Annotated in this window: 19 protein-coding genes; 8 read left to right on the forward strand and 11 right to left on the reverse strand. The window is 73.0% G+C overall.

Annotated features, from left to right (window positions below; translation table 11 throughout):
• The first annotated feature begins 54 nt into the window (after positions 1 to 54).
• Positions 55 to 507: a YbhB/YbcL family Raf kinase inhibitor-like protein gene (locus ACWCV9_RS30190; protein WP_450791272.1), complete on the forward strand. Its 453-nt coding sequence runs from the start codon at positions 55 to 57 to the stop codon at positions 505 to 507.
• On the opposite strand, the gene ACWCV9_RS30195 is transcribed toward ACWCV9_RS30190, so the two are convergent.
• Complete coding sequence (locus ACWCV9_RS30195) at positions 495 to 1190, reverse strand: dienelactone hydrolase family protein (RefSeq protein ID WP_450791274.1); 696 nt, start codon at positions 1188 to 1190, stop codon at positions 495 to 497. The genes ACWCV9_RS30190 and ACWCV9_RS30195 overlap by 13 nt on opposite strands.
• Positions 1191 to 1448: 258 nt before the next feature.
• On the opposite strand from ACWCV9_RS30195, the gene ACWCV9_RS30200 reads away from it, so the two are divergent.
• On the forward strand, positions 1449 to 2111 hold the full coding sequence (locus tag ACWCV9_RS30200) for a phosphoribosyltransferase (RefSeq protein ID WP_450791275.1): 663 nt from the start codon (positions 1449 to 1451) through the stop codon (positions 2109 to 2111).
• A 33-nt stretch (positions 2112 to 2144) separates the two neighbouring features.
• Here the strand turns inward: ACWCV9_RS30200 and ACWCV9_RS30205 are convergent, their stop codons facing one another.
• Complete coding sequence (locus ACWCV9_RS30205; protein ID WP_385846424.1) at positions 2145 to 2822, reverse strand: macro domain-containing protein; 678 nt, start codon at positions 2820 to 2822, stop codon at positions 2145 to 2147.
• A gap of 330 nt (positions 2823 to 3152) precedes the next feature.
• Between ACWCV9_RS30205 and ACWCV9_RS30210 the strand changes: the two genes are divergently transcribed.
• Complete coding sequence (locus tag ACWCV9_RS30210; RefSeq protein ID WP_450791277.1) at positions 3153 to 4772, forward strand: ADP-ribosyltransferase domain-containing protein; 1620 nt, start codon at positions 3153 to 3155, stop codon at positions 4770 to 4772.
• Positions 4773 to 4808: 36 nt separating this feature from the next.
• Here ACWCV9_RS30210 and ACWCV9_RS30215 read toward each other — a convergent pair whose 3' ends face one another.
• Positions 4809 to 5714, reverse strand: coding sequence for a polysaccharide deacetylase family protein (locus tag ACWCV9_RS30215; RefSeq protein WP_450791279.1), 906 nt, complete (start codon positions 5712 to 5714; stop codon positions 4809 to 4811).
• 228 nt (positions 5715 to 5942) lie between these two features.
• Here ACWCV9_RS30215 and ACWCV9_RS30220 point away from each other — a divergent pair, with 228 nt between their 5' ends.
• Positions 5943 to 6923 (forward strand): trypsin-like serine peptidase, encoded by a 981-nt coding sequence (locus ACWCV9_RS30220; RefSeq protein WP_450791280.1) that lies wholly within the window; start codon positions 5943 to 5945, stop codon positions 6921 to 6923.
• 168 nt (positions 6924 to 7091) lie between these two features.
• Here ACWCV9_RS30220 and ACWCV9_RS30225 read toward each other — a convergent pair whose 3' ends face one another.
• Positions 7092 to 7964 (reverse strand): SGNH/GDSL hydrolase family protein, encoded by an 873-nt coding sequence (locus ACWCV9_RS30225; protein WP_450791282.1) that lies wholly within the window; start codon positions 7962 to 7964, stop codon positions 7092 to 7094.
• Between the two features lie 422 nt (positions 7965 to 8386).
• On the opposite strand from ACWCV9_RS30225, the gene ACWCV9_RS30230 reads away from it, so the two are divergent.
• The 3 genes from ACWCV9_RS30230 (at position 8387) to ACWCV9_RS30240 (ending at position 11300) form a co-directional block, all read left to right on the forward strand.
• Complete coding sequence (locus tag ACWCV9_RS30230; protein ID WP_450791283.1) at positions 8387 to 8947, forward strand: DUF2243 domain-containing protein; 561 nt, start codon at positions 8387 to 8389, stop codon at positions 8945 to 8947.
• Positions 8947 to 9756, forward strand: coding sequence for a cytochrome c oxidase assembly protein (locus ACWCV9_RS30235; RefSeq protein ID WP_450791285.1), 810 nt, complete (start codon positions 8947 to 8949; stop codon positions 9754 to 9756). The genes ACWCV9_RS30230 and ACWCV9_RS30235 overlap by 1 nt, the downstream gene beginning before the upstream one ends.
• 158 nt (positions 9757 to 9914) lie before the next feature.
• Positions 9915 to 11300, forward strand: coding sequence for a glycoside hydrolase family 43 protein (locus ACWCV9_RS30240; RefSeq protein WP_450791287.1), 1386 nt, complete (start codon positions 9915 to 9917; stop codon positions 11298 to 11300).
• Positions 11301 to 11316: 16 nt separating this feature from the next.
• On the opposite strand, the gene ACWCV9_RS30245 is transcribed toward ACWCV9_RS30240, so the two are convergent.
• The 7 genes from ACWCV9_RS30245 to ACWCV9_RS30275 all read right to left on the reverse strand — a co-directional run bounded on the left by ACWCV9_RS30245 (position 11317) and on the right by ACWCV9_RS30275 (position 17821).
• Positions 11317 to 12324 carry a YihY/virulence factor BrkB family protein gene (locus ACWCV9_RS30245; protein WP_450791289.1) on the reverse strand — a complete coding sequence of 336 codons (1008 nt, stop codon included), beginning with the start codon at positions 12322 to 12324 and terminating at the stop codon, positions 11317 to 11319.
• 71 nt (positions 12325 to 12395) lie between these two features.
• Positions 12396 to 12872, reverse strand: a complete 477-nt coding sequence (locus tag ACWCV9_RS30250) for a hydrogenase maturation protease (protein WP_450791291.1) — start codon at positions 12870 to 12872, stop codon at positions 12396 to 12398.
• Complete coding sequence (locus tag ACWCV9_RS30255) at positions 12869 to 14227, reverse strand: Ni/Fe hydrogenase subunit alpha (protein WP_450791293.1); 1359 nt, start codon at positions 14225 to 14227, stop codon at positions 12869 to 12871. The genes ACWCV9_RS30250 and ACWCV9_RS30255 overlap by 4 nt, the downstream gene beginning before the upstream one ends.
• Before the next feature lie 12 nt (positions 14228 to 14239).
• Complete coding sequence (locus ACWCV9_RS30260) at positions 14240 to 15136, reverse strand: NADH-quinone oxidoreductase subunit B family protein (RefSeq protein ID WP_450791295.1); 897 nt, start codon at positions 15134 to 15136, stop codon at positions 14240 to 14242.
• A gap of 2 nt (positions 15137 to 15138) precedes the next feature.
• Entirely contained in the window at positions 15139 to 15963 is an 825-nt protein-coding gene (locus ACWCV9_RS30265; RefSeq protein ID WP_450791297.1) for an FAD/NAD(P)-binding protein, read from the reverse strand.
• Entirely contained in the window at positions 15960 to 17138 is a 1179-nt protein-coding gene (locus ACWCV9_RS30270) for a 4Fe-4S dicluster domain-containing protein (RefSeq protein WP_450791299.1), read from the reverse strand. The genes ACWCV9_RS30265 and ACWCV9_RS30270 overlap by 4 nt, the downstream gene beginning before the upstream one ends.
• Positions 17139 to 17299: 161 nt before the next feature.
• Entirely contained in the window at positions 17300 to 17821 is a 522-nt protein-coding gene (locus tag ACWCV9_RS30275; protein ID WP_450791301.1) for a CBS domain-containing protein, read from the reverse strand.
• Between the two features lie 321 nt (positions 17822 to 18142).
• Between ACWCV9_RS30275 and ACWCV9_RS30280 the strand changes: the two genes are divergently transcribed.
• Positions 18143 to 19297, forward strand: coding sequence for a site-2 protease family protein (locus tag ACWCV9_RS30280; RefSeq protein ID WP_450791303.1), 1155 nt, complete (start codon positions 18143 to 18145; stop codon positions 19295 to 19297).
• Positions 19298 to 19299 lie beyond the last annotated feature (2 nt).

Below are 19299 nucleotides of genomic sequence, written 5' to 3' on the forward strand. Positions count from 1 at the left end.
CCGGCGGATCCGCGCTCCGCGGTATGCCGGGGCGCACCCGGGTACCCAGCTCCCATGGCCGACATCGAACTCATCAGTAGCGCGTTCAACGACCACGCCGTGCTGGAGCGCCGGTATGCCTTCGAGGGCGAGAACGTTTCCCCGCCCCTGGCGTGGAGCGGTGTTCCGGACGGGGCGACCGAGCTGGTGCTGCTGTGCGAGGACCCCGATGCACCCTCGGGCACCTTCGTGCACTGGGCGGTGGTCGGTATCGACCCTCGCAGCGGGGGCACGGAAGCGGGAAAGAGCCCGCCGGGCGGCACGGAACTCGTCAACGGCTTCGGCGAGCGAGGCTGGGGCGGTCCGCACCCACCGCCCGGGGACGACGCGCACCGGTACTTCTTCCGCATCTACGCGCTCGCGGAACCGTGTGTCCTTCCGGACCAGCCCAGCGCCGAACAGGTGCACCAGGCCGTGGAGAAGCACCAGCTGGCCAGTGGCACCCTGGTGGCGCTCTACCGGCGCTGACCAGCACGGGTAGGCGCCGTCTCCTGGGCCTTGCGGGCGGAGCGGACGCGCTCGTCGCACCACTGCCGGGCCGTCTCGGCGACCTGTTCCAGCGCGCCGGGCTCCTCGAACAGATGGGCGGCGCCCGGGATGACGTGGAGGGCGTGCGGGGCCGACAGCCGGCGGGCCGCTTCCTCGTTCAGTTCCAAGACCTGCTGGTCCTGGCCGCCGACGATCAGCAGGACCGGTGATGTCACCTGTTCCAGGGCGTCGCCCGCGAGATCGGGCCGGCCGCCGCGCGACACCACGGTGAGCACGCGCTCGGGGCGCTCGGCCGCGGCCACCAGTGCAGCGGCGGCGCCCGTGCTGGCGCCGAACAGGACGACCGGCAGGCCACGGGCGTCGGGCTGGGTGTTCAGCCAGTCGATCGCCCCCACGAGCCGTCGGGCGAGGAACGGGATGTCGAAGCGGTGCTCGGCGGTGACCGCGTCGTGCCGCTCCTCCCGTTCGCTGAGCAGGTCCATCAGCAGCGTGCCGAACCCGGCGGTGCGCAGTTCCGCCGCGACCATCCGGTTGCGTGAGCTGTGCCGGCAGCTGCCGCTACCATGTGCGAAGAGCACCACGGCCCGTGCCGGTGCCGGTACGACGAGGTCACCGGAGAGCGTGGCATCGCTGGTGTGCACCAGAACCATGTCGGAGATCATCGGCCTCAACCTTCCACGCCTGCCGATCATGCGGGTCCTGACGACCCGGGTGTCCCCCCACCGCGTACCCACCGATCGGCTGCGGATCCATGGATGCCGGGGTCGCCGACGATCGGGGGGCGGTGGCTTCAAGGGGCCCGCTGCCGTACCGGGGGCGAAGCCGTTTGGGTGTCGTACGGCAGGAAACCCCGGACAGGGCACCGGTCGGATGACACCGTCGGTCCGGCTCAGTCGTACGCGGAGAGCAGGTGAGCGGTCATGCGCTTCCAGGACCGTCGCCACGCGGGCCGGGAGCTGGCCGCCCGGCTGGTGGAGTGGTCGGCCGACAGTGGTCTCGTCGATCCTCTCGTCCTCGCGCTGCCCCGGGGCGGTGTCCCGGTGGCCGCGGAGGTCGCCCGGGCGCTCGGGGCACCGCTCGATGTGCTCGTGGCCCGGAAGATCGGCATCCCCGGCCGCCGGGAGACCGGCATCGGTGCGCTCGTCGCCGACGATCCGCCGCTGTTCGACGCGCGGGCACTGGAGATGCTCGGCCTGAGCGAGGAGCGGCTCGCCCCCGATGTGGCGCGGGAGCGGGCGGAGCTGCACCGTCGCGAGACGCGCTACCGCGGTGAGCGGCCCCGGCCCCGGATCGAGGGCCGGACCGTGATCCTCGTCGACGACGGCCTCGCCACCGGTGTCACGGCGCGTGCCGCCCTGCGCCATCTGCGGAGCCGGAAGCCGGCCCGGCTGGTCCTCGCGGTCCCCGTCTGCGCGCCCGAGGCGGCGGCGGAGCTGCGGGCGGACGCCGATGACCTGCTCTGTCTCCGTCAGCCGTCGGGCTTCCGGGCGGTCGGCCTGTGGTACGACGACTTCGACCAGGTCGGTGATGACGAGGTGGTCGCGGTGCTGCACCGGCACGGCGCCGCTGCGGGCACGGGCTGACGGCGCCCCGCACCGGGACGGACGCCGGGCCGGTCAGCGGCGGGAAGTGGGGCGGGTGGGGGTGGCTATGCGCACCCGCTGCTCCTCCGGGGCGTTCTCGAGGTCGTCGAGCTGAGCGACGATCGTGCTGCGCAGGTCGTCGTAGTCCGCGAAGGAGTAGTCCTGGAAGAGCGTGTAGCCCGTCCACATCAGGTTGGCGCACACGCGGGCGGGGACCCGGCCGGTCTGGGCGCCCATGCCCACCAGGGCGACCGAGGCGATACTGCCCGGCGCCTCGGCGTTCTGCCGGTGGATCGCCTGGAACGCGGCGGCGCAGGCCAGGGCCACGTTCAGGGTCTCGCTGACGTTCTGTGACGACTGTTCCATGGTCGGCGTCGAGATCAGGAACCTCGGGTTGACCGCGCCGGACGGGACGCACACGGCGCTGCCCACCGGGAGGCTGCCGGCGAAGCGGTCGCGGATCGCCCGCTGCACGCGCAGCTGGATGCCCGCTCCGAGGTGCCGCTTGATGGCCGCGTCGACACCGCCGTCCATCCGGCCCCTGGAGTTGGTCGGGGTGACCCAGGCGTCGGCCTTCTCGGTGAGGATCGAGCCCTTGCGGATCTCGATCTCGGGCATGTCGGCGAACGCCGCCCGCCAGGCCTCCACCACACGGGTGTTGATGTCGGTCAGTACCACCCTCAGCGGTGACTGCGCGCGGTTCTCGGTCATGATGCACTCCCCTCGGGACACGGCTCGTCCACTGATCACGACGCTACCGTGCCGCACTGACAACGCCCCTTCGAGCAGGGGCGTGTGACGCACAGTCACGGTTGCGCGCCCGGCGCCCCGTGCTAGCCTGCCGCCAGATTTCCGCCGACCGAGCCCGTGGTTTTGGCGCCGAGGACGTGTGCGTCACCGGTCCGCCAGGACGTCGCTCGACTTCCTCCGCCCTCATCTCTCCCGAGCACGGCGCGGAGATCGAAGCAGACCGGGCGGGACCGCCCTCGTTCCCGTCGCATCCCTGTCCGTACGGTTCGACACTTCGGAGCCTTTTTCGCGATGAGCGCTGCCAACACGCCCGCCCAGCCCGACCCGAACGACCCGCTGGCCCTCACCGAGCTGTTCCAGGGCGGCGGTGAACCGTGGCTTCCGCTGCTCAAGCCGGTCATCGAGGCGCAGCCGGACGCGGCCTCGTTCATCGGTCCCCACCGGGGGCAGGATGTCGTTCCCGTTCGCGAACTGACCTTCCAGGCGCTCAAGCCCAACCCGCCGCACAAGTGGAAGGTCGTCGTCTTCGGCCAGAACCCCTACCCGCGGCCGGAGAGCGCCACCGGCATCGCCATGTTCGACAACACCTTCCACGACTGGAAGGACAGCCAGTTCGGCAGGGTCGTCAGCATCCGCTGCATCATCAAGGCGGCGGCGATGTGGAAGTACGGCATACCCAAGAAGACCCCGATCGCCGACATCCGCGCGCTGTTGAAGAAGCAGGACACCGTGCAGCCGCCGGAGTGGTTCCAGGCGATGCTCACCCAGGGCGTGCTGCTGCTGAACGCGGCGCTGACCGCCAGCAGTGACGGGCCGCGGGGCGCCGACCCGCACACCGCTTTCTGGCGACCGGTCGCGGAGCGGATCGTCGAGGAGATCCTCAAGGCCAAGCAGGACGCCGACCCCGAGGACCGGGGTGTGGTGTTCGCCTGGTGGGGGGCGCACGCCCGCAGCCTGAAGAAGGTCGTCCTCGAGCTACAGAAGAAGTATCCCGAGGTCGAGGTCCGGCACATCGACCACTGCAACCCGGCGGCGCAGGGTGACATCTTCTGCGACGGCGAACACTTCGCCATGGTGAACGACGCCCTCGCCTCGCTGGGCGCCGAGGGGATCGACTGGCTGCCGAGCACGGGGTGGGACGCGGCCGCGGCGGAGGCCGACGGGACGGACGGCGGGGTCGCGGAGCGCATGGGCGCGTTCATCGCGTCCACCATGGAGCTGCACCAGCTGTATCTGGAGCGGCTCGCTAGCGTCAAGGACGAGGGGCTCGCCCTCCCCGAGATCACCGGGGTGTTCGACACCCCGCTCATGGAGTTCCGGGACGCGGTCGCGCCGGTCGCCGCGCTGCTGCCGGGTCTCGACCGGCACATCGGGCTGTCGCACGAGTTCGGCAAGCGGCGCTCGGACGACCCGGCCGGCAAGGGGCTGTCCGCCGACGCGATCGCCGCCCTGTACCTCTACACCTGCGAGTCCGCGTTCTACCGGGAGATCAACGCGATCCTGCGTGCCCCGGACCGCAGCAGGGTCGTACCGTATCTGGCCTATCTGCGGCTGCTGTTCGCTGCGGTGTCGGAACTGCCCGCTCGTACCGAGCCGTTGTGGCGCGGTGTGGCACTGGACCTGCGGGGACAGTACCCGCTCGGCCGGACGGTGACCTGGTGGGGTGTGTCCTCCTGCACCTCCCAGCTCCATGTGGCGCGGTCGTTCCTGGGGAGCCGGGGCAAGCGGACGCTCTTCGAGGTGGTCCCGTCCCGGGCGGTGGGCATCCGCGACTTCTCCGCGTTCACGGGTGAGGAGGAGTTCCTGCTGCTGCCGGGTACGCAGCTGAAGGTGACGGATGTGAAGGCGGAGCGCGGCGGGCTGTGCACCGTACGGCTGACGGAACTGGACGAGGCGCCCCTCGTCTCCTGAGCGACCGGTCGCGGCGGGCGGGGAGCGGTTGGCCGCTCACCGCCGCCGGACCGGCAGGGCGTCCGAGAGGCGGACGAAGGTGTGGCCGCGGGACAGCAGGTGCGGCACGGCGGTCGCGATGCCCTGGGCGGTACCGCCTTCGGGGTGGTTCATGTGGCACAGCACGATCGAACCGGCCGGCGCGGCGGCGACCGTGGAGTGGACCTGCTCGGCGGTGAAGGTGGCGCCGCCGTCGCCGTTGACGGAGAAGCTGGCGAAACGTTCACCCAGATCGCCGACGACCCGTGCGGCGACGTCGTCGCAGTAGGCGGTGCCCGACCGGAAGAAGCGCGGGGGCGCGCCCAGCAGCCGGGTGAGCTTGGCCCGGTTGCCGGCGATCTCGTCGTACACCTCGCCGACGTTTGCGGTCCCGGGGATGCCGTAGGCGGAACGGCCGGAGACGGACAGCGGGCGGTGCCGCGTGCCGTGGTTGGCGATCTCGAACTGCGGCTCGGCCGCCAGCCGGTGGAAGACGGCCGGGTTCTCGTCGATCCAGCGGGAGTTGAGGAACAGCGTCGCCGGGATGCGCCGCTCGCGCAGGAAGTCGATCAGATCCTGGTCGTAGTCGCCGCCGCCCGGGCCGCCGCAGGCGTCGAAGGTCAGCGCGATCTCGCGGCGCGCGCCCGGCAGGGAGTGCACCACTCCGGGAGCGTCGAAGCCCCAGGAGTGCGGTGTGCGGTGCCGGTACCGGGCCACGATCTCCGTACGGGTGACGGCGGGAAGGGCGGCGGGGGCCGGTGCCGAGGGGGCGGCGGCCGGGGCGTGCGGGGCACGGGTGCCGGACGTGGGCGACGCGGCGGAGGGAGCGGCGGCCCCGTCGCCGTGCGGCCCGGAGGGCCCCGCACAGCCGGCGAGCACGCTGCCCGTCATCGCAGCCAGCACTGCGCGGCGACTGGTCGTCATCCGCTCCTCCACACCTCATCGCAGCCGTTCAGGGGCGCCTGACCGCCCCTCAGGGCAACCGTACGCACCGGACGGAGCGCAACCGTGCAGGCAGCGGTAAGAGATCTTCCAGAATCCCCTGCGCGGCCCAGCCCGCCGCCGCGAGGCCGAAAGCCGTGGCGCGCACTGCCGCCGGAGCGGCGGCGGGCCTATGGTGAGCGTCCTGTGTGTCTGCGGTGAGGGGAACTGATGGTGCCCGGAACCAGCGTCCTGCGGTACGCCGCCGTGTGCGCGGCAGCTCTTCTGGCCTGTGCCGGACCCGCCCTGGCGGCGACCTCCGGCGGTGCTCCGGCCGACCCCGACCCGGACGCCGTACGCCTCGACGCGTACTGGACCCCCGACCGCATGGCCGCCGCCCTGCCCGCCGACATGCTGAAAGGCACCGACACGGAGGTCTCCGCCGCCGCGCCCGCCGTGGACGGGCCCCAGCCGGGCGAGTACATCCCGCCGAGCCGGAGCTTCGAGGGGATCCCGCAGGCCGGCACCTTCTTCTGGACGGACGCCACCGGGACCGGCCGTACGTGCAGCGGCTCCGTCGTCCGCAGCCCCGGCCACGACCTGGTCCTCAGCGCGGGGCACTGCCTGAAGGGCTACTCCGGTACGGCCCCGCGCCGCCGCCTCGCCTTCGTCCCGCAGTACCACGACGGCCTCAAGCCCTTCGGCATCTTCCCGGTGCGCACCGGCGGGGTCTATGTCCCGCAGGAGTACTACGACCTGGGCGAGCACGCGGGCGCCGCGTACGACCTGGCCTTCGCGGTCACCGAGCCCAACCAGGACGGAACCCTGGTGCAGGACGCGGTCGGTGCTGTGCAGTTGCTCACCGGGACGGGTTACCGCCATGTGCCGGTGCGGATGATCGGCTACCCGGCGGGCGCCGAGAGGCCGCTGGAGTGCTGGAGCCGGACCACCAGGTGGGTCAGTGACGACCCGGCCGAGCCGGGGGTGTTCCCGCGGATCGCCTGCGACGGGTTCGTCGGCGGGACCAGCGGCGGCCCGATGCTCGTGCCGTGGCCCGGCGGCTGGGCGGTGATCGGGGCGATCGGCGGACTGCACACTGGCGGCGACACGCCCCAGGTCTCCTACAGTGCCTACTTCGGCGAGGCCGCGCGCTCCCTCTACCTCGCCGCGGCCACCGGCGCCCCGCCGGCGGGGGCCGGTGCGAGGCCGTAACTGGTGACGACGGGTTGCGCGGCGGATCACCCTGAGTGCGGGTTCCTTCAGCCGGACCACCCGTGGGCCCCGGCTCCTTCCGTTCGGGCCGGGGCCGGGAGCGGACGGCGTCGGCCGTACCGCCGCCGCCGTCTGGGTGCGCCGTCCGGCCCCCGCGGGTGTGCCGGGTCAGTCGAGGGCCAGGACGTCCGCCGTGCGCTCGGCCATGCCCTGCTCGCCGAGGGCGTTGGGGTGGACGGGGACGATGTTCTGGCCGAAGAGGAGCGGTTCGATCCACCGGGTGCCGACGGCCTGGCACGCGTCGTGGCCCGCGGAGGCCTGGGAGAAGTCCACGAAGGTGGCGCCGGTCTCCTGCGCGGCGCGCTGGACGACGGCGTTGAGGTGGGCCTGGAGGGCGTGCAGGTACGGCACGTCTCCGGAGGCGACCGGCAGTTTCGCGTAACAGGACGGGTCGGCGGTGGCCGGCGTGATCCACGGGTAGCCGAGGATCGCCACCCGGGCGTCCGGCGCCTTGGCCTCGACGGTGCGCAGGGCGTTCTTGAGCGCGGGGTAGGTCTTGGCGTCGATGGCGTCGTCGAAGGAGGTGCCGTAGGTGTCCTTGCAGGGGCTGCCGGTGCCGCCGCTGAGGACGCCAAGGCTGCCGCAGGCCAGGATGGCGCCGATGAAGGTGTTGTTGTCGTTGCCGCCGATGGTCATGGTCACCAGGTCGGTGTCCGCGGTGACGGCGTCGGCCTGCGGGGCGACCCCGGGGTACTGCGAGGCGGTGAAGTCCTTGGTCTGGGCAGCGCCACAGGTGACGTCGGTGAGGTGGGCGCCGGTGCGGGCGGCGATGACGTGCGGGTAGTTCGCCGTGGAACGCAGGCAGACCAGATGGCCGAGGTCGACGGGCAGGACGCCGGAGGCGGCGCTGTAACTGTCGCCGAGTGCGACGTAGTTCAGGGGCTCCGTGGCGTGGGCGGGGCCGGCGGTGAGGCTGAGGGCGAGGGCTCCGACGACGGCGGAGGTCGCGGCGAGGACACGGCGCAGTGCGGGCATGGGCATGTGCTCTCTCTTCTCGGGACGGGGAGTCACCGGGGCGTGCGGGCATGGCGGTGCCCGCAGGCGCACTGGTTCGCGAGAATGCGGCGGCTCGAGCAGGTGGGGGTGCCGGCTGCCGTGGCGTGGGTGGGGACGCACGCCGGACGACGGCCGGGACGGACGGGGCGCGGGATTACCGCTGGGTTTTACCGATAGGTAATGTGCGGCCACCGGGTGGCCGAGTCAACCTTGTTGACCGAACTTCTTACAGCCTTCACCCATCTCGGTGGCCCTCGCCGACGACCCGGGGCGCCGGGTTGCCGCCCTGGCCGAATTCCACCGGGCGGGCCCTGCGGTCCGGCGAATGGCCGACTGTGGTGGGGGCATCGGGGCTGGGGAACTGATAGCTCCTTGAGGGACAGCCGATGCCGAGGGGAAGGAACGCCATGGCCGCCACCATGGACGGAACCGGGGCCACCGCCGGGCCGCCGAGTCTCCAACTGCCCGGCATCGTGCTGGGGGTGGGGCTGGGCGGGTTTCTCGACGGCATCCTGCTGCACCAGCTCCTCCAGTGGCATCACATGCTCAGCAGCACCAACCACGACCGGATCGGCGTGCGCTACTACGACCCGCACACCGTGTCCGGGCTGGAGATGAACACCCTGTGGGACGGCATCTTCCATGTGGTGTGCTGGCTGGCGGTGCTGACCGGCCTGGGGGTGCTGTACGCGCGCGTGACGACGGGCCGGCGCCGGGTGTGGGGCTCGCGGGTGCTGTGGGGGTGGATCCTGGCCGGCTGGGGTCTGTTCAACCTCGTCGAGGGCCTGCTGGACCACCAGATCCTGGGCATCCACCATGTCCACGGCGGTCCGCACCAGCTCTGGTGGGACCTCGGCTTCCTGGCCCTCGGCGCGCTGCTGGTCGCCGGCGGTCTGCTCCTGCGGCGCGGCGCGCGGCCCTTCGAGCCGCAGCCCGTCGACTCGGGGCGGGCGGGGCGGTCCGCCTGATGCACCACGACGGCCCGCACCCCGGGCACATGGACGGCACCGGTCCGCTGGAGTTCCTGCTGCCGTCGCTCGCCCTGCTGGTGTGCGCGGGCGGCTATCTGCGCCTGGCGTCCCGGGCGCGGCGCCGGAACCCCGGGCGCGGGTGGCACCGCTGGCGCACCGTCAGTTTCCTCGCCGGGCTTGCCCTGCTGGCCCTGGCGCTGCTGCCGCCCCTCGCCGGAGTGGCCCACCGCGACTTCCGCGGCCACATGGCCCAGCACCTGCTGATCGGCATGTACGCCCCGCTCGCCCTGGTGCTGGGCGCCCCGGTGACCCTTCTGCTGCGCGCCCTGCCCGCGTCCCGCGCACGGCTGGTCACCGGGGCGCTGCACAGCCGTCCGGCGCGGCTGCTCGCCCATCCGGCCGTCGCCCTGCCGCTGTCCACGGGCAGCCTCGCGGTCCTGTACTGCACACCGCTGTACAACACGGCGATGGCCCATCCGGCCGGTCACTGGCTGCTGCACGCGCACTTCCTGCTGTCGGGCTGCCTGTTCGCCCATGTCATCGCGGGCCCGGACCCCGCTCCGGCCCGTCCCGGGGTGCGGGCCAGGCTGGTCTGTCTGGGCTGCGCCATCGCCGTGCACGCGGTCGTGGCGCAGTTGATGTACGGCGGGTTCTGGGTCGACATCCGGGCCCCCATCCCCGAGGTACAGGGCGGCGCGGAGATCATGTACTACGGCGGTGACATCGCCGAACTCCTGCTGGCGGCGGCGCTCGTGGCCACGTGGCGGCCGGAACGCGGCGTACGCCGACTGGCGGCGCGGGCGTAGCGCGCCGACGGTCGCGATAAGGCCCGCTTCTCCGCCGTTGACAGGGCGGCCTCCGCGGCCAACAGACCCGCTCCAAGTGATTGACGCGGACATGGTCACGTCTTACGGTCTGACCGGTTAACCGAACCTTGTTCGATATATCGTCACCTGGAGTGCGTATGGCCCACCGTCCCCTCCCCTCGCGCCGCTCCTTCCTCGGCCTGGCCGCCGCAACCCCGCTCGCCATGAGCGGCGCGCTGAGCCTGGGTGCCGGAACCGCGCACGCCGCCGGATCCGCCTACGCGATGGCCTACTTCACCGAGTCGCCGAACGGCACCGGCACGGACTACGGGCTGCACCTGGCCGTCAGCACCGACGCCCTGAACTGGATGCCGCTGAACCAGAACAAGCCAGTCGTCACCCCCACCGAGGGGGCGCTCGGTCTGCGCGATCCGTTCATCCTTCGCAAGCAGGACGGCACCTTCGTCGTCCTCGCCACCGACCTCAAGGGCACCGACTGGAGCTATGTCAGCCAGTACGTGCACGTGTGGAACTCGCCCGACCTGAGTACCTTCACCGGCTACCACCGGCTGAAGGTGCACGACATGAACACCCACGCCTGGGCGCCCGAGGCGTTCTGGGACGCGAGCCGGGGCCGGTACGCGCTCATCTACTCCGCGGTGAACAGCAGCGGCCACAACGTGATCATGGTGAACTACACCACCGACTTCGTCACCGCCTCGGCGCCCCAGGTCTTCTTCGACCCCGGCTACGACGTGATCGACGGTGACATGGCCGTCGGGGTGAACGGCGTCAACTACCTGTACTTCAAGAAGAACCAGACGCTGGTCGGAGCCCGCTCCACGAGCCTCGACCCGGGCAGCTTCACCGAATTCAGCACAGGTGTCGCGCACGGCGGCACCGAGGCACCCACCCTGGTGAGGTCCCAGACGTCCGGGAGCTGGTACCTGTACGGGGACACCTACACGCCCAACGGGGTGTTCTACGCCTGGCAGAGCAGCGACCTGTCCTCGGGCACCTGGACCCCGCTCGACCAGAAGACCTACACCCAGCCGGTGAACTCCAAGCACTGCGGCATCACACCGATCAGCACCGGCGAGTACGACAACCTCGTGGCCGCGTGGGGCTCCCCCGCCTGGAACCGGCTCAAGTCCTACAACCACCCGTCCCGCTACGTCCGCCACGCCGACTACACCGGCCGCATCGACGAGTACCCCTTCGACCCGTACACCGACTCCCTGTGGAAGCTCGTGCCGGGCCTCGCCGACAGCTCGGGGGTCTCCTTCCAGTCGGTCAACTTCCCGACCCGCTATCTGCGCCACTACGACTACCAGCTCCGGCTGGACGTCAACGACGGCACGTCCACGTTCGCGGCGGACGCCACCTTCCACCGCGAAGCGGGCCTCGCGGACGCGACCTGGTCGTCGTTCCGGTCGCACAACTTCCCCACCCGCTACATCCGCCACTCGGACTATGTGCTGCGGATCGACCCGGTCGCCTCGGCCACCGACCGGCAGGACGCGACGTTCCGGGTCGGCTACTGATCACCGTAGGTCCCGGCTAGGGCCTCCGCGTCTCGCCGGGCGGGGGCTCCGGGGGCGGGCCGAAGCGGACCTGGATCTTCTCGAAGCCCTTGAAGGCCTCGGTGGTCGCGTACGACCGGTAGGCGCGGCGGTCGGCCGGGCTGAGCCGCACCCGGTCGGTGAACGGGGTCAGCAGACTGCGCGGCCACAGTCGCAGCACCCGCACCGCACCCACCTGCACCGTGATCAGGAAGATCAGCGCCCCCAGGTACAGCCACGCCAGCAGGCCGAGGACGATGCCGAACATGCCGTACGTCGCCGTGGCTCCCTTGAGGACATGGCTGACGTAGTACGAGCCGCCCCACTGGAGCACCTGCCAGGCGCAGGCGCCGCCGCAGGACGCCCAGGCCAGCCGGCGCAGGGGCAGCTCGCGCTCGGTCAGGACCCGTTGGCTGAGCAGCAGCAGCCCGGTGTTCAGCGCCACCGCCGCGACGACGGCGCCGAACCTGGCGCCGGTCGCCGGGCGGGTGCCGAACACCGTCGCCGTCGACACCGCCCAGGACAGCAGCGTGGTCACGCACAGCCCGAGCCCGAGGATCACCAGGAACAGCAGCCCCCGCAGCCGCGAGCGGAGCGGGTCGGGGCGGGCGTGCCGGGGCACGGCCCAGATCTTGTTCAGCGCGTACTGCGCGGCCTGGGCCACGCCCAGGGCGCCGTAGACACTGCCCACCACACCGACGGCCAGGGCGAGGCCGTTGCCGTGCAGGGAGTGCACGTTCCGGCCCAGCTCATCGCCGATGACGGGGAACTGGGCCAGCGCGGAGTCGAACACATGGCGGCGCAGCCCGGGGTCGCCGCTGAGCAGGGTGCCGAGCACGGAGACCAGGATGAGCAGCAGCGGGAAGAGGGAGACGAAGGCGTAGTAGGCGAGCAGGGCGGCGAGGTAGGTGCCCTGGTCGTCGTAGAACTTGTAGACCACGGCCAGCGGGAAGCCCACCCAGCGGTGGCGGCGCTGGTACGCGTCCGTGCGCCCGACGAACCCCATGGCATACGAGTGCCCCGCTCCGGCCCCCGCATGAGCCGGCCCGCAGGCCTGGCGCGCCTCGGCCGCGCTCGTCAGGGATTCCGGGCGTGCCTCACTGATGCGGCGACGCGCTCGACGAGTTCGGGGAGTGCGGCGCGGACGGGTTCGCTCAGGCCCCTGCCCAGCCCGGTGTCGGCCACCTCCATGGCATGGACGAGGAGCCTGGGCGGCAGCCGGTCGAGGGCCTCGGCGAGGGCGAGCGTCTCCCCGAGGCCGAGGGCGTGCGTGCTGGCCGTACCGCCGGGCCGGGCCGCGGCCTCGGCGGCCGACAGGGTATGCAGCCGGCCCGGTGCGGCGGGCCGGGTGCGCAGCGCCTCCACCAGGACCACCAGACCGGCGTCCCGCCACAGGTCCAGCAGCCGGGCCGGTTCGCCGTCGCTGACGACGAGGACGGTGCCGTGCGGTACCCGGTCGCGCAGCGCCTCCACCACCGCCGGGCCCACCCCGTCGTCCCGGCGCAGGGGGTTGCCGACTCCGATCACCAGGGTCGGCGCGGCCGTGCCGGTCATGCGCGCTCCACCGACAGCCGCAGGAAGTGGGCGGAGCAGGAGATGCAGGGGTCGTGGTTGCGGACGGCCCGCTCGCACAGGACCGTGAGCTCCTCGTCCCCGGCGTCGGCCGCGCGGTCGAGACGCCGCTGTACGGCCCGGCGTACGTCGTCCTCGATGGCCGTCTGGTTCTGGGCGGTGGGCGCGATGATGCGGGCCTGGGTGAGGGTGCCGTCGGCAGCGAGGGCGTAGCGGTGGTAGAGCAGCCCCCGGGGTGCCTCGGTGGCGCCCGTGCCGGTCGCCGCGCGGGGTGGTACGTCGACCGACGGGCGGGGCGGGGGTTCGTACGCCTCGATGATCCGAAGCGCCTCCTCCACGGCATGGACGACCTCCACCGCGCGGACGGCGATGCTGCGGAAGGGGTTGCGGCACACCGCGCCGGCCGCCGGATCGCCGAGGCCGGCCTCCCGTGCGGCGTCGGCCGCCACCGGATGCAGCCAGCGCCCGCTGACCGCGTAGCGGGCGAGCGGGCCGGTGAGGTAGCGGCGGCCGTCGAGGGCGGCGGTGCGGGCGGTGGAGTGGGGGACCTGGTCTTCGCGGGCGTGCTGTTCGAAGGCGGACACCGGGAACTCCCGGACGGTCACCGCAGGCCCGGCCCCGCCCTCCTGCGGTGCCGCGATCACGGCAGGGTTTCCGGAGTCGACGGCGTAGCGGCCGGGGTCGCGCAGGGCGAGCAGGTCGTGGTCGCAGTCGGCGTCGGGGAAGTCGAAGCCGGCGACCCAGCGGACGGTCTCCACCGCGTCCTCACGGGCCTGGCGGAGACGTTCGGCGAGCGGGTGGAGCTCCCCCGGCGCCGGCACCCGGTGGAAGCCGCCGACGCGGATGTTGACCGGGTGGACGGGGCGCCCGCCGAGCTGTTCGACGATCGCGTTGCCCGTCTGCTTCAGCCGCAGCCCGCGCTCCACGGCGGAGCGCTGGAGGCGGGCGAGTCCCACGGCGTCGGGCTGGCCGAGGAAGTCGGGTGCGTGCAGAAGGTGGATGTGCAGGGTGTGGCTCTCGATCCACTCACCGCAGTAGAGCAGGCGGCGCAGCTGGGCGAGCGGGCCGTCGACGCTGATGCCGCAGGCGTTCTCGATCGCCTGACAGGCCGTCATCTGGTAGGCGACCGGGCAGATGCCGCAGATGCGGGCGGTGATGTCCGGTGGCTCGGTGTGCCCCCGGCCGGCCAGCAGGGCCTCGAAGAACCGTGGGGGTTCGTAGATGCGCAGCTGGGCCTCGGCGACCCGGCCCTCGTGCAGGCGCAGCCGGAGCGCGGCCTCGCCCTCCACCCGGGCCAGTGCGTCCAGCCGTAGGACGCGTTCTCCGCTCTGGCTCATCCGGGCCTTCCGTCAGGCGTCGTGCTGGGCGTCCGTCCCGGCCTCGGGGGTGTCCGGGCCCTCGGCCAGGAGATCGGGTACAGAGGCATACTCCGGTGCGGCAGCGTTGAAGGTGCGGAAGACACGCACGACGTCCCGCTCGCTCATCCCGTCGCGGCGCAGTTGTCCCACCATGGCACGCAGGTTGGGTTGGGTGCTGGGGCCGAAACAGCCGTAGCAGCCGCGGCCGTACGCCGGACACAGCGCGCCGCAGCCCGCGTGGGTGACGGGACCGAGGCAGGGGGTGCCGTGGGCGACGGTCACGCAGGTGGTGCCGCGGCGCTTGCACTCGAAACAGACGCTGTGGTCCGGGATGCCCGGCCGGCGTCCGGCCAGGAAGGCGGTGATCACCTCGAGGAGCTGGCGGCGGTCGACGGGGCAGCCGCGCAGTTCGAAGTCGACCGGCACATGGGCCGAGATCGGGGTCGAGGTGCCGAGCGTGGCGATGTACTCCGGGCGGGCGTAGACGGCGGCGCGGAACGCGTCGACGTCCGCGAAGTCGCGCAGTGCCTGGATGCCGCCGGCGGTCGCGCAGGCCCCGATGGTCACCAGGCGCCGGGACACGCGCCGGACGTGCCGGATCCGTTCGGCGTCCTCGGCCGTGGTGACGGAGCCCTCGACCAGGGACAGGTCGTAGGGGCCGCGGCCGGCCGCCCGCGCACGTTCCCCGGCGGGGCCCTCGGCGGAGGACATCTCCAGGAAGTGCTCGATCCGGACCCGGCCGGCCAGGTCGAGGAGTTCGTCCTCGCAGTCGAGCAGGGTCAGCTGGCAGCCGTCGCAGGAGGCGAACTTCCACACGGCCAGCGTCGGACGCCGGTCGTCGTCCGGCGACGTGTCCGCACCGGGGGCCGGGGCCTGGGCGGGGTCCATGGTCACAACTCCCTCACCAGGAGCAGGGATCCGAGCCTGTCGTAGGGGACGACCGGGCCGTCGCGGCAGAGCAGGAGCGGGCCGAGCTGGCAGTGGCCGCACAGCGCGGTGCCGCAGTGCATGGTGCGCTCCAGCGACACCTGCACCCGGTACGGCGGCACACCCCGCTCGGTCAGGTCGCGCGCGGTGTGCCGCATCATCACCTCGGGCCCGCAGACGAACGCGCACACCCGGTCGGCGGCGAGGCCGAGCCGGTCCAGGAGCGCGGTGACCACGCCGACCGCACCGGACCAGCCGGGCGCGGGCCGGTCCACGGTCACGGCCACCGTGGCCCCGGCGGCCCGCCACTGGTCCAGCTCCTCCCGGTAGAGCAGGTCGCCAGGTGTGCGGGCGCCCACCAGGACCGCGAGCCGCCCGTATCCGGCGGGCCGGTCCAGGACCGTGTGCACCAGGGGCCGCAGCGGCGCCAGCCCCAGTCCGCCGGCGACGAGGAGTACGTCCCGGCCGGCCGCCGCGCCGAGATCCCAGCCGGTGCCGTACGGTCCGCGCAGCCCGACCGGGTCCCCGGGGCGCAGCCGGTACAGGGCGGTCGACACCGCGCCCACGGCCCGCACGGTGTGCACCGGCCCGCCGTGGCCACCGTGCAGCGCGCTGACCGAGACGGGGATCTCCCCGACCCCGAACGCGTACATCATCGCGAACTGCCCGGGTGCGTACGGGGCGAGCGGCGGGCCGGCGGGGGTCACCTCCAGCGACCGGGTGTCCGCGGTCTCCTCCCGGGTGGCGGCGACCCGGTACGGCAGTGGTGGTGAGGCCCAGCCGGTCACGGCCGCTCCTCCGGCTCCCCCGACCTGGTCCAGTCGTGGAGGGCGGCGGCCTCCTCGGTGATGTCGATACCGACCGGGCACCACACGATGCAGCGTCCGCAGCCGACGCAGCCCGAGGAGCCGAACTGGTCGTACCAGGTGCCGAGTTTGTGGGTCAGCCACTGGCGGTAGCGGCTGCGCGCCGAGGCGCGGACCGGTCCGCCGTGCAGCTCGGAGAAGTTCAGGTCGAAGCAGGAGTCCCAGACCCGCCACCGTTCCGCGTGGTCGCCGGTGAGATCGGTGACGTCCTCGGTGCTGGTGCAGAAGCAGGTCGGACACACCATCGTGCAGTTACCGCAGGTCAGGCAGCGTGCGGCGACATCGTCCCAGCGCGGCGCGTCGAGCGTGCCGGCCATCAGTTCGCGCAGGTCCGCCTCGGGCATGGTGCGGCCCATGTGTGCCGCGGCGGCGTCCACCGCGGTGCGGGCGGCGTCGCGGGTCGCGGGATCCACCGGGTGCCCGGCGGACAGCTCGGCGAGGATCTCGGCGCCTTCCGCGCTGCCGCCGCGCAGCCAGAAGCGGTGGCCGGCGGCGTCGACGACCTCGGTGAGCACGAGGTCGTAGCCGGGCGAGGCCGCGGGTCCGGTGCCCATCGAGACGCAGAAGCAGGTCGCTCCGGGCTCGGTGCACTCGACGGCCACCAGCAGCGCGCCGGTGCGCCTCGCCGTGTAGTCCGGGTCGCGGTGGCGGCCACCGGTGAGGACCCGGTCCTGGACGGCAATGGCCCGCAGGTCGCACGGGCGCACCCCGAGGAAGGCGTAGCGGGTGGCCGGGGGCTCGTCGGCGGTGACGACCATCCCGCCGTCCGCGGTGTCGGCCTGCCACTGCCGGATCCGCGGCGGGTGCAGGAACCGCTTCCACGCCTGCGGGCCGGCCGCGTTGGCGAAGGCGGCGCCGTCCGGCCGCTCGCGCAGCCGGTAGCGGCCCGCCGCCAGCTCCACGCCCCAGCCGTAGGGCAGCTGGTCGGCGGAGTCCAGCTCCGCCAGCACGATCGCGCCGTCCCTCACCGTGGGTCCGACCACCGTGAACCCGCGTCCGGTCAGCAGGTCGACCAGCGCGGCCATGCCGTCCTTGTCGATCACCAGCTCCTCGGCGGACGCGGTGGGGGCGACGGGAGCGGTGGGGTCCGTGTCCATGGATCCTCCTTCCTCGGCCTCCCTCGGTGCCGGTGGGGCCCGGTGCTCGGTGCCGGTCATCCCGCGTGGCGCCGGTTCCACCTGCGACGGTGGTGCGGCCGGAGCCCGGGGAGAAGGGCCGGGAGGGACCGTTCCGGGGCCGTTGGGCCCCTCGATCCCCGTCACGGGATGACGATCCCCTGCTCGCGCGTCACCCGGCCGGGCGGCAGCCCGGGCAGGTACGCGCGAGCGGGCTGCCCCGGCAGGGGCCTGGTGCGCCGGGACAGACCGGCCGCACAGGCCACGTAGTCCCCGGCCGTGAGCAGGCCGACGAGGAGGCCGTGCGGGTCGGTGACCGGAAGGGCGTCGAGATGCTCCTGCGCCATCACGGCCGCCGCGTGCCGGGCCGAGTCGTCCGGGTGGACGGTACAGGTGCGCCGGGCGTGGACCAGATCCCCGACCCTGCGCCGGGACAGTTCCGTCGCGGTGGCCGAGCAGGCGACCGCGAGTTCGGCGCGGTCCACCAACCCGGCGCAGCAGCCGTCCTGGCGGACCACGGGCAGGTGGCACTGCCGGGAGCGTTCCATGACCTCCCAGGCCAGCAGCAGGCTCTCGTTCTCGCCGACCGAGTACGGTGCCGCGTCCATCAGGGTCCGTACGACGGGGTGCTCGTCCGGGTTCCGCAGCGCGGTGCGCTCGTCCATGGCTGCCTCCTTGTCGTACGGGCGGCCGGGTCGGATGATCCACGCGCGCGTGGCCGGAGGGCGGCGCCGGCGGCGCGGGTTCCGGTGTCCCTCACCTGCTTTCACGGTCGCCGTACGGGGCCCGCCTGTCACGGGGCCTCATGGCCCCGGAAGGTGCCGTTGGCCCCCGGTCCGTGGGCGCGGCCCAGGACCGTAGGGGCCGAACAGCCCACGGCAGGGGCCTGTACGGCCTTTGTCCGGCCCGGTACGGCGCCGCAGGCTGAGGGTGGCGTGCTGTGGCCCCGTCGGCCGTGGGCAGGCCGGAAAGGCGAGGCGAGGTTCATGGAGGAGACTCTGCCGCTCGGCCGGATCGCCGGTGTCCGGGTCGGCCTGCACTGGAGTGTCCTGGTCATCGTCGCCCTGGTGACGGTCACGCTGGCGCGCGGCCGGCTGCCCGCCGCCCACCCGGGCCACTCCCCCGCCGCGTACTGGGGGCTCGCCGTGCTGACCGCGGTCGTCTTCCTCGGGTCGCTGCTGGCGCACGAGCTGGCGCACGCCGTGGTGGCCCGGCGCAACGGTGTCGAGGTCGAGGGGATCACGCTGTGGATGCTCGGCGGCGCCGCCCGGCTGCGCGGCGAGGCCCCGTCGCCGGCCGCGGAGCTGCGGATCGCCGGGGTGGGTCCGCTCACCAGCCTGGTCGCCGGTGGCGTCCTGGCCGGGGTGGCCGTGGGCCTCGACGCCCTGCATGTCTCCGGGCTGCTGGTCGAGGCGGTCGCCTGGCTCGCGGCGATCAATGTGCTGCTGGCCGTCTTCAACGCGCTTCCCGCCGCTCCGCTCGACGGCGGGCGGCTGCTGCGGGCCTATCTGTGGCACCGCACCGGTGACCGGCTGCGGGCCACCCGCGGGGCGTCGGCGGCGGGCCGCGGGCTCGGCTGGTTCATGGTGCTGGCCGGCTTCGCGGACGTGCTGTTCGCGGGCGGCCTGTCCGGTCTGTGGGCGGCGCTGCTCGGCTGGTTCCTCGTCGCCGCGGCCACCGCCGAGTCCCGTCAGGCGGAGATGCGGGGAGCCCTGGAGGGGGTTCCGGTGAGCCGGGTCATGACCCCGTCGCCTGTGACCGTCCCGGTGACGGCGACGCTGGCGGGCTTCCTGGCCGAGGGCGCGTTCGGCGCGTACCGGCACTCGGCGTTCCCGGTGCTCGCCTCCGACGGCTCCGTCGCCGGTCTGCTCACCGTCCGGCGGGCGCAGGCGGCAGCGCCGCAGGAGCGTGCGTACACGACGGTCGGTGCGGTGATGCATCCGCTGGGCGAGGTGGTGACGGCCGCGCCGGACGAGCCGGTGCTCGACCTGCTGCCCCGCCTGGAGTCGAGCCCGGGCCGCCGGGCCCTGGTCCTCGACGGCGGCCGCCTCGTCGGCATCCTCACGGTCGCCGACGTCACCCGCGCCCTGGCCTGGCCGGGCAGCCCGGGGGCGCCGGCCCGGAACCGGTGGGGCTCCTGACC

The organism is Streptomyces sp. NPDC001606, from assembly GCF_053596835.1.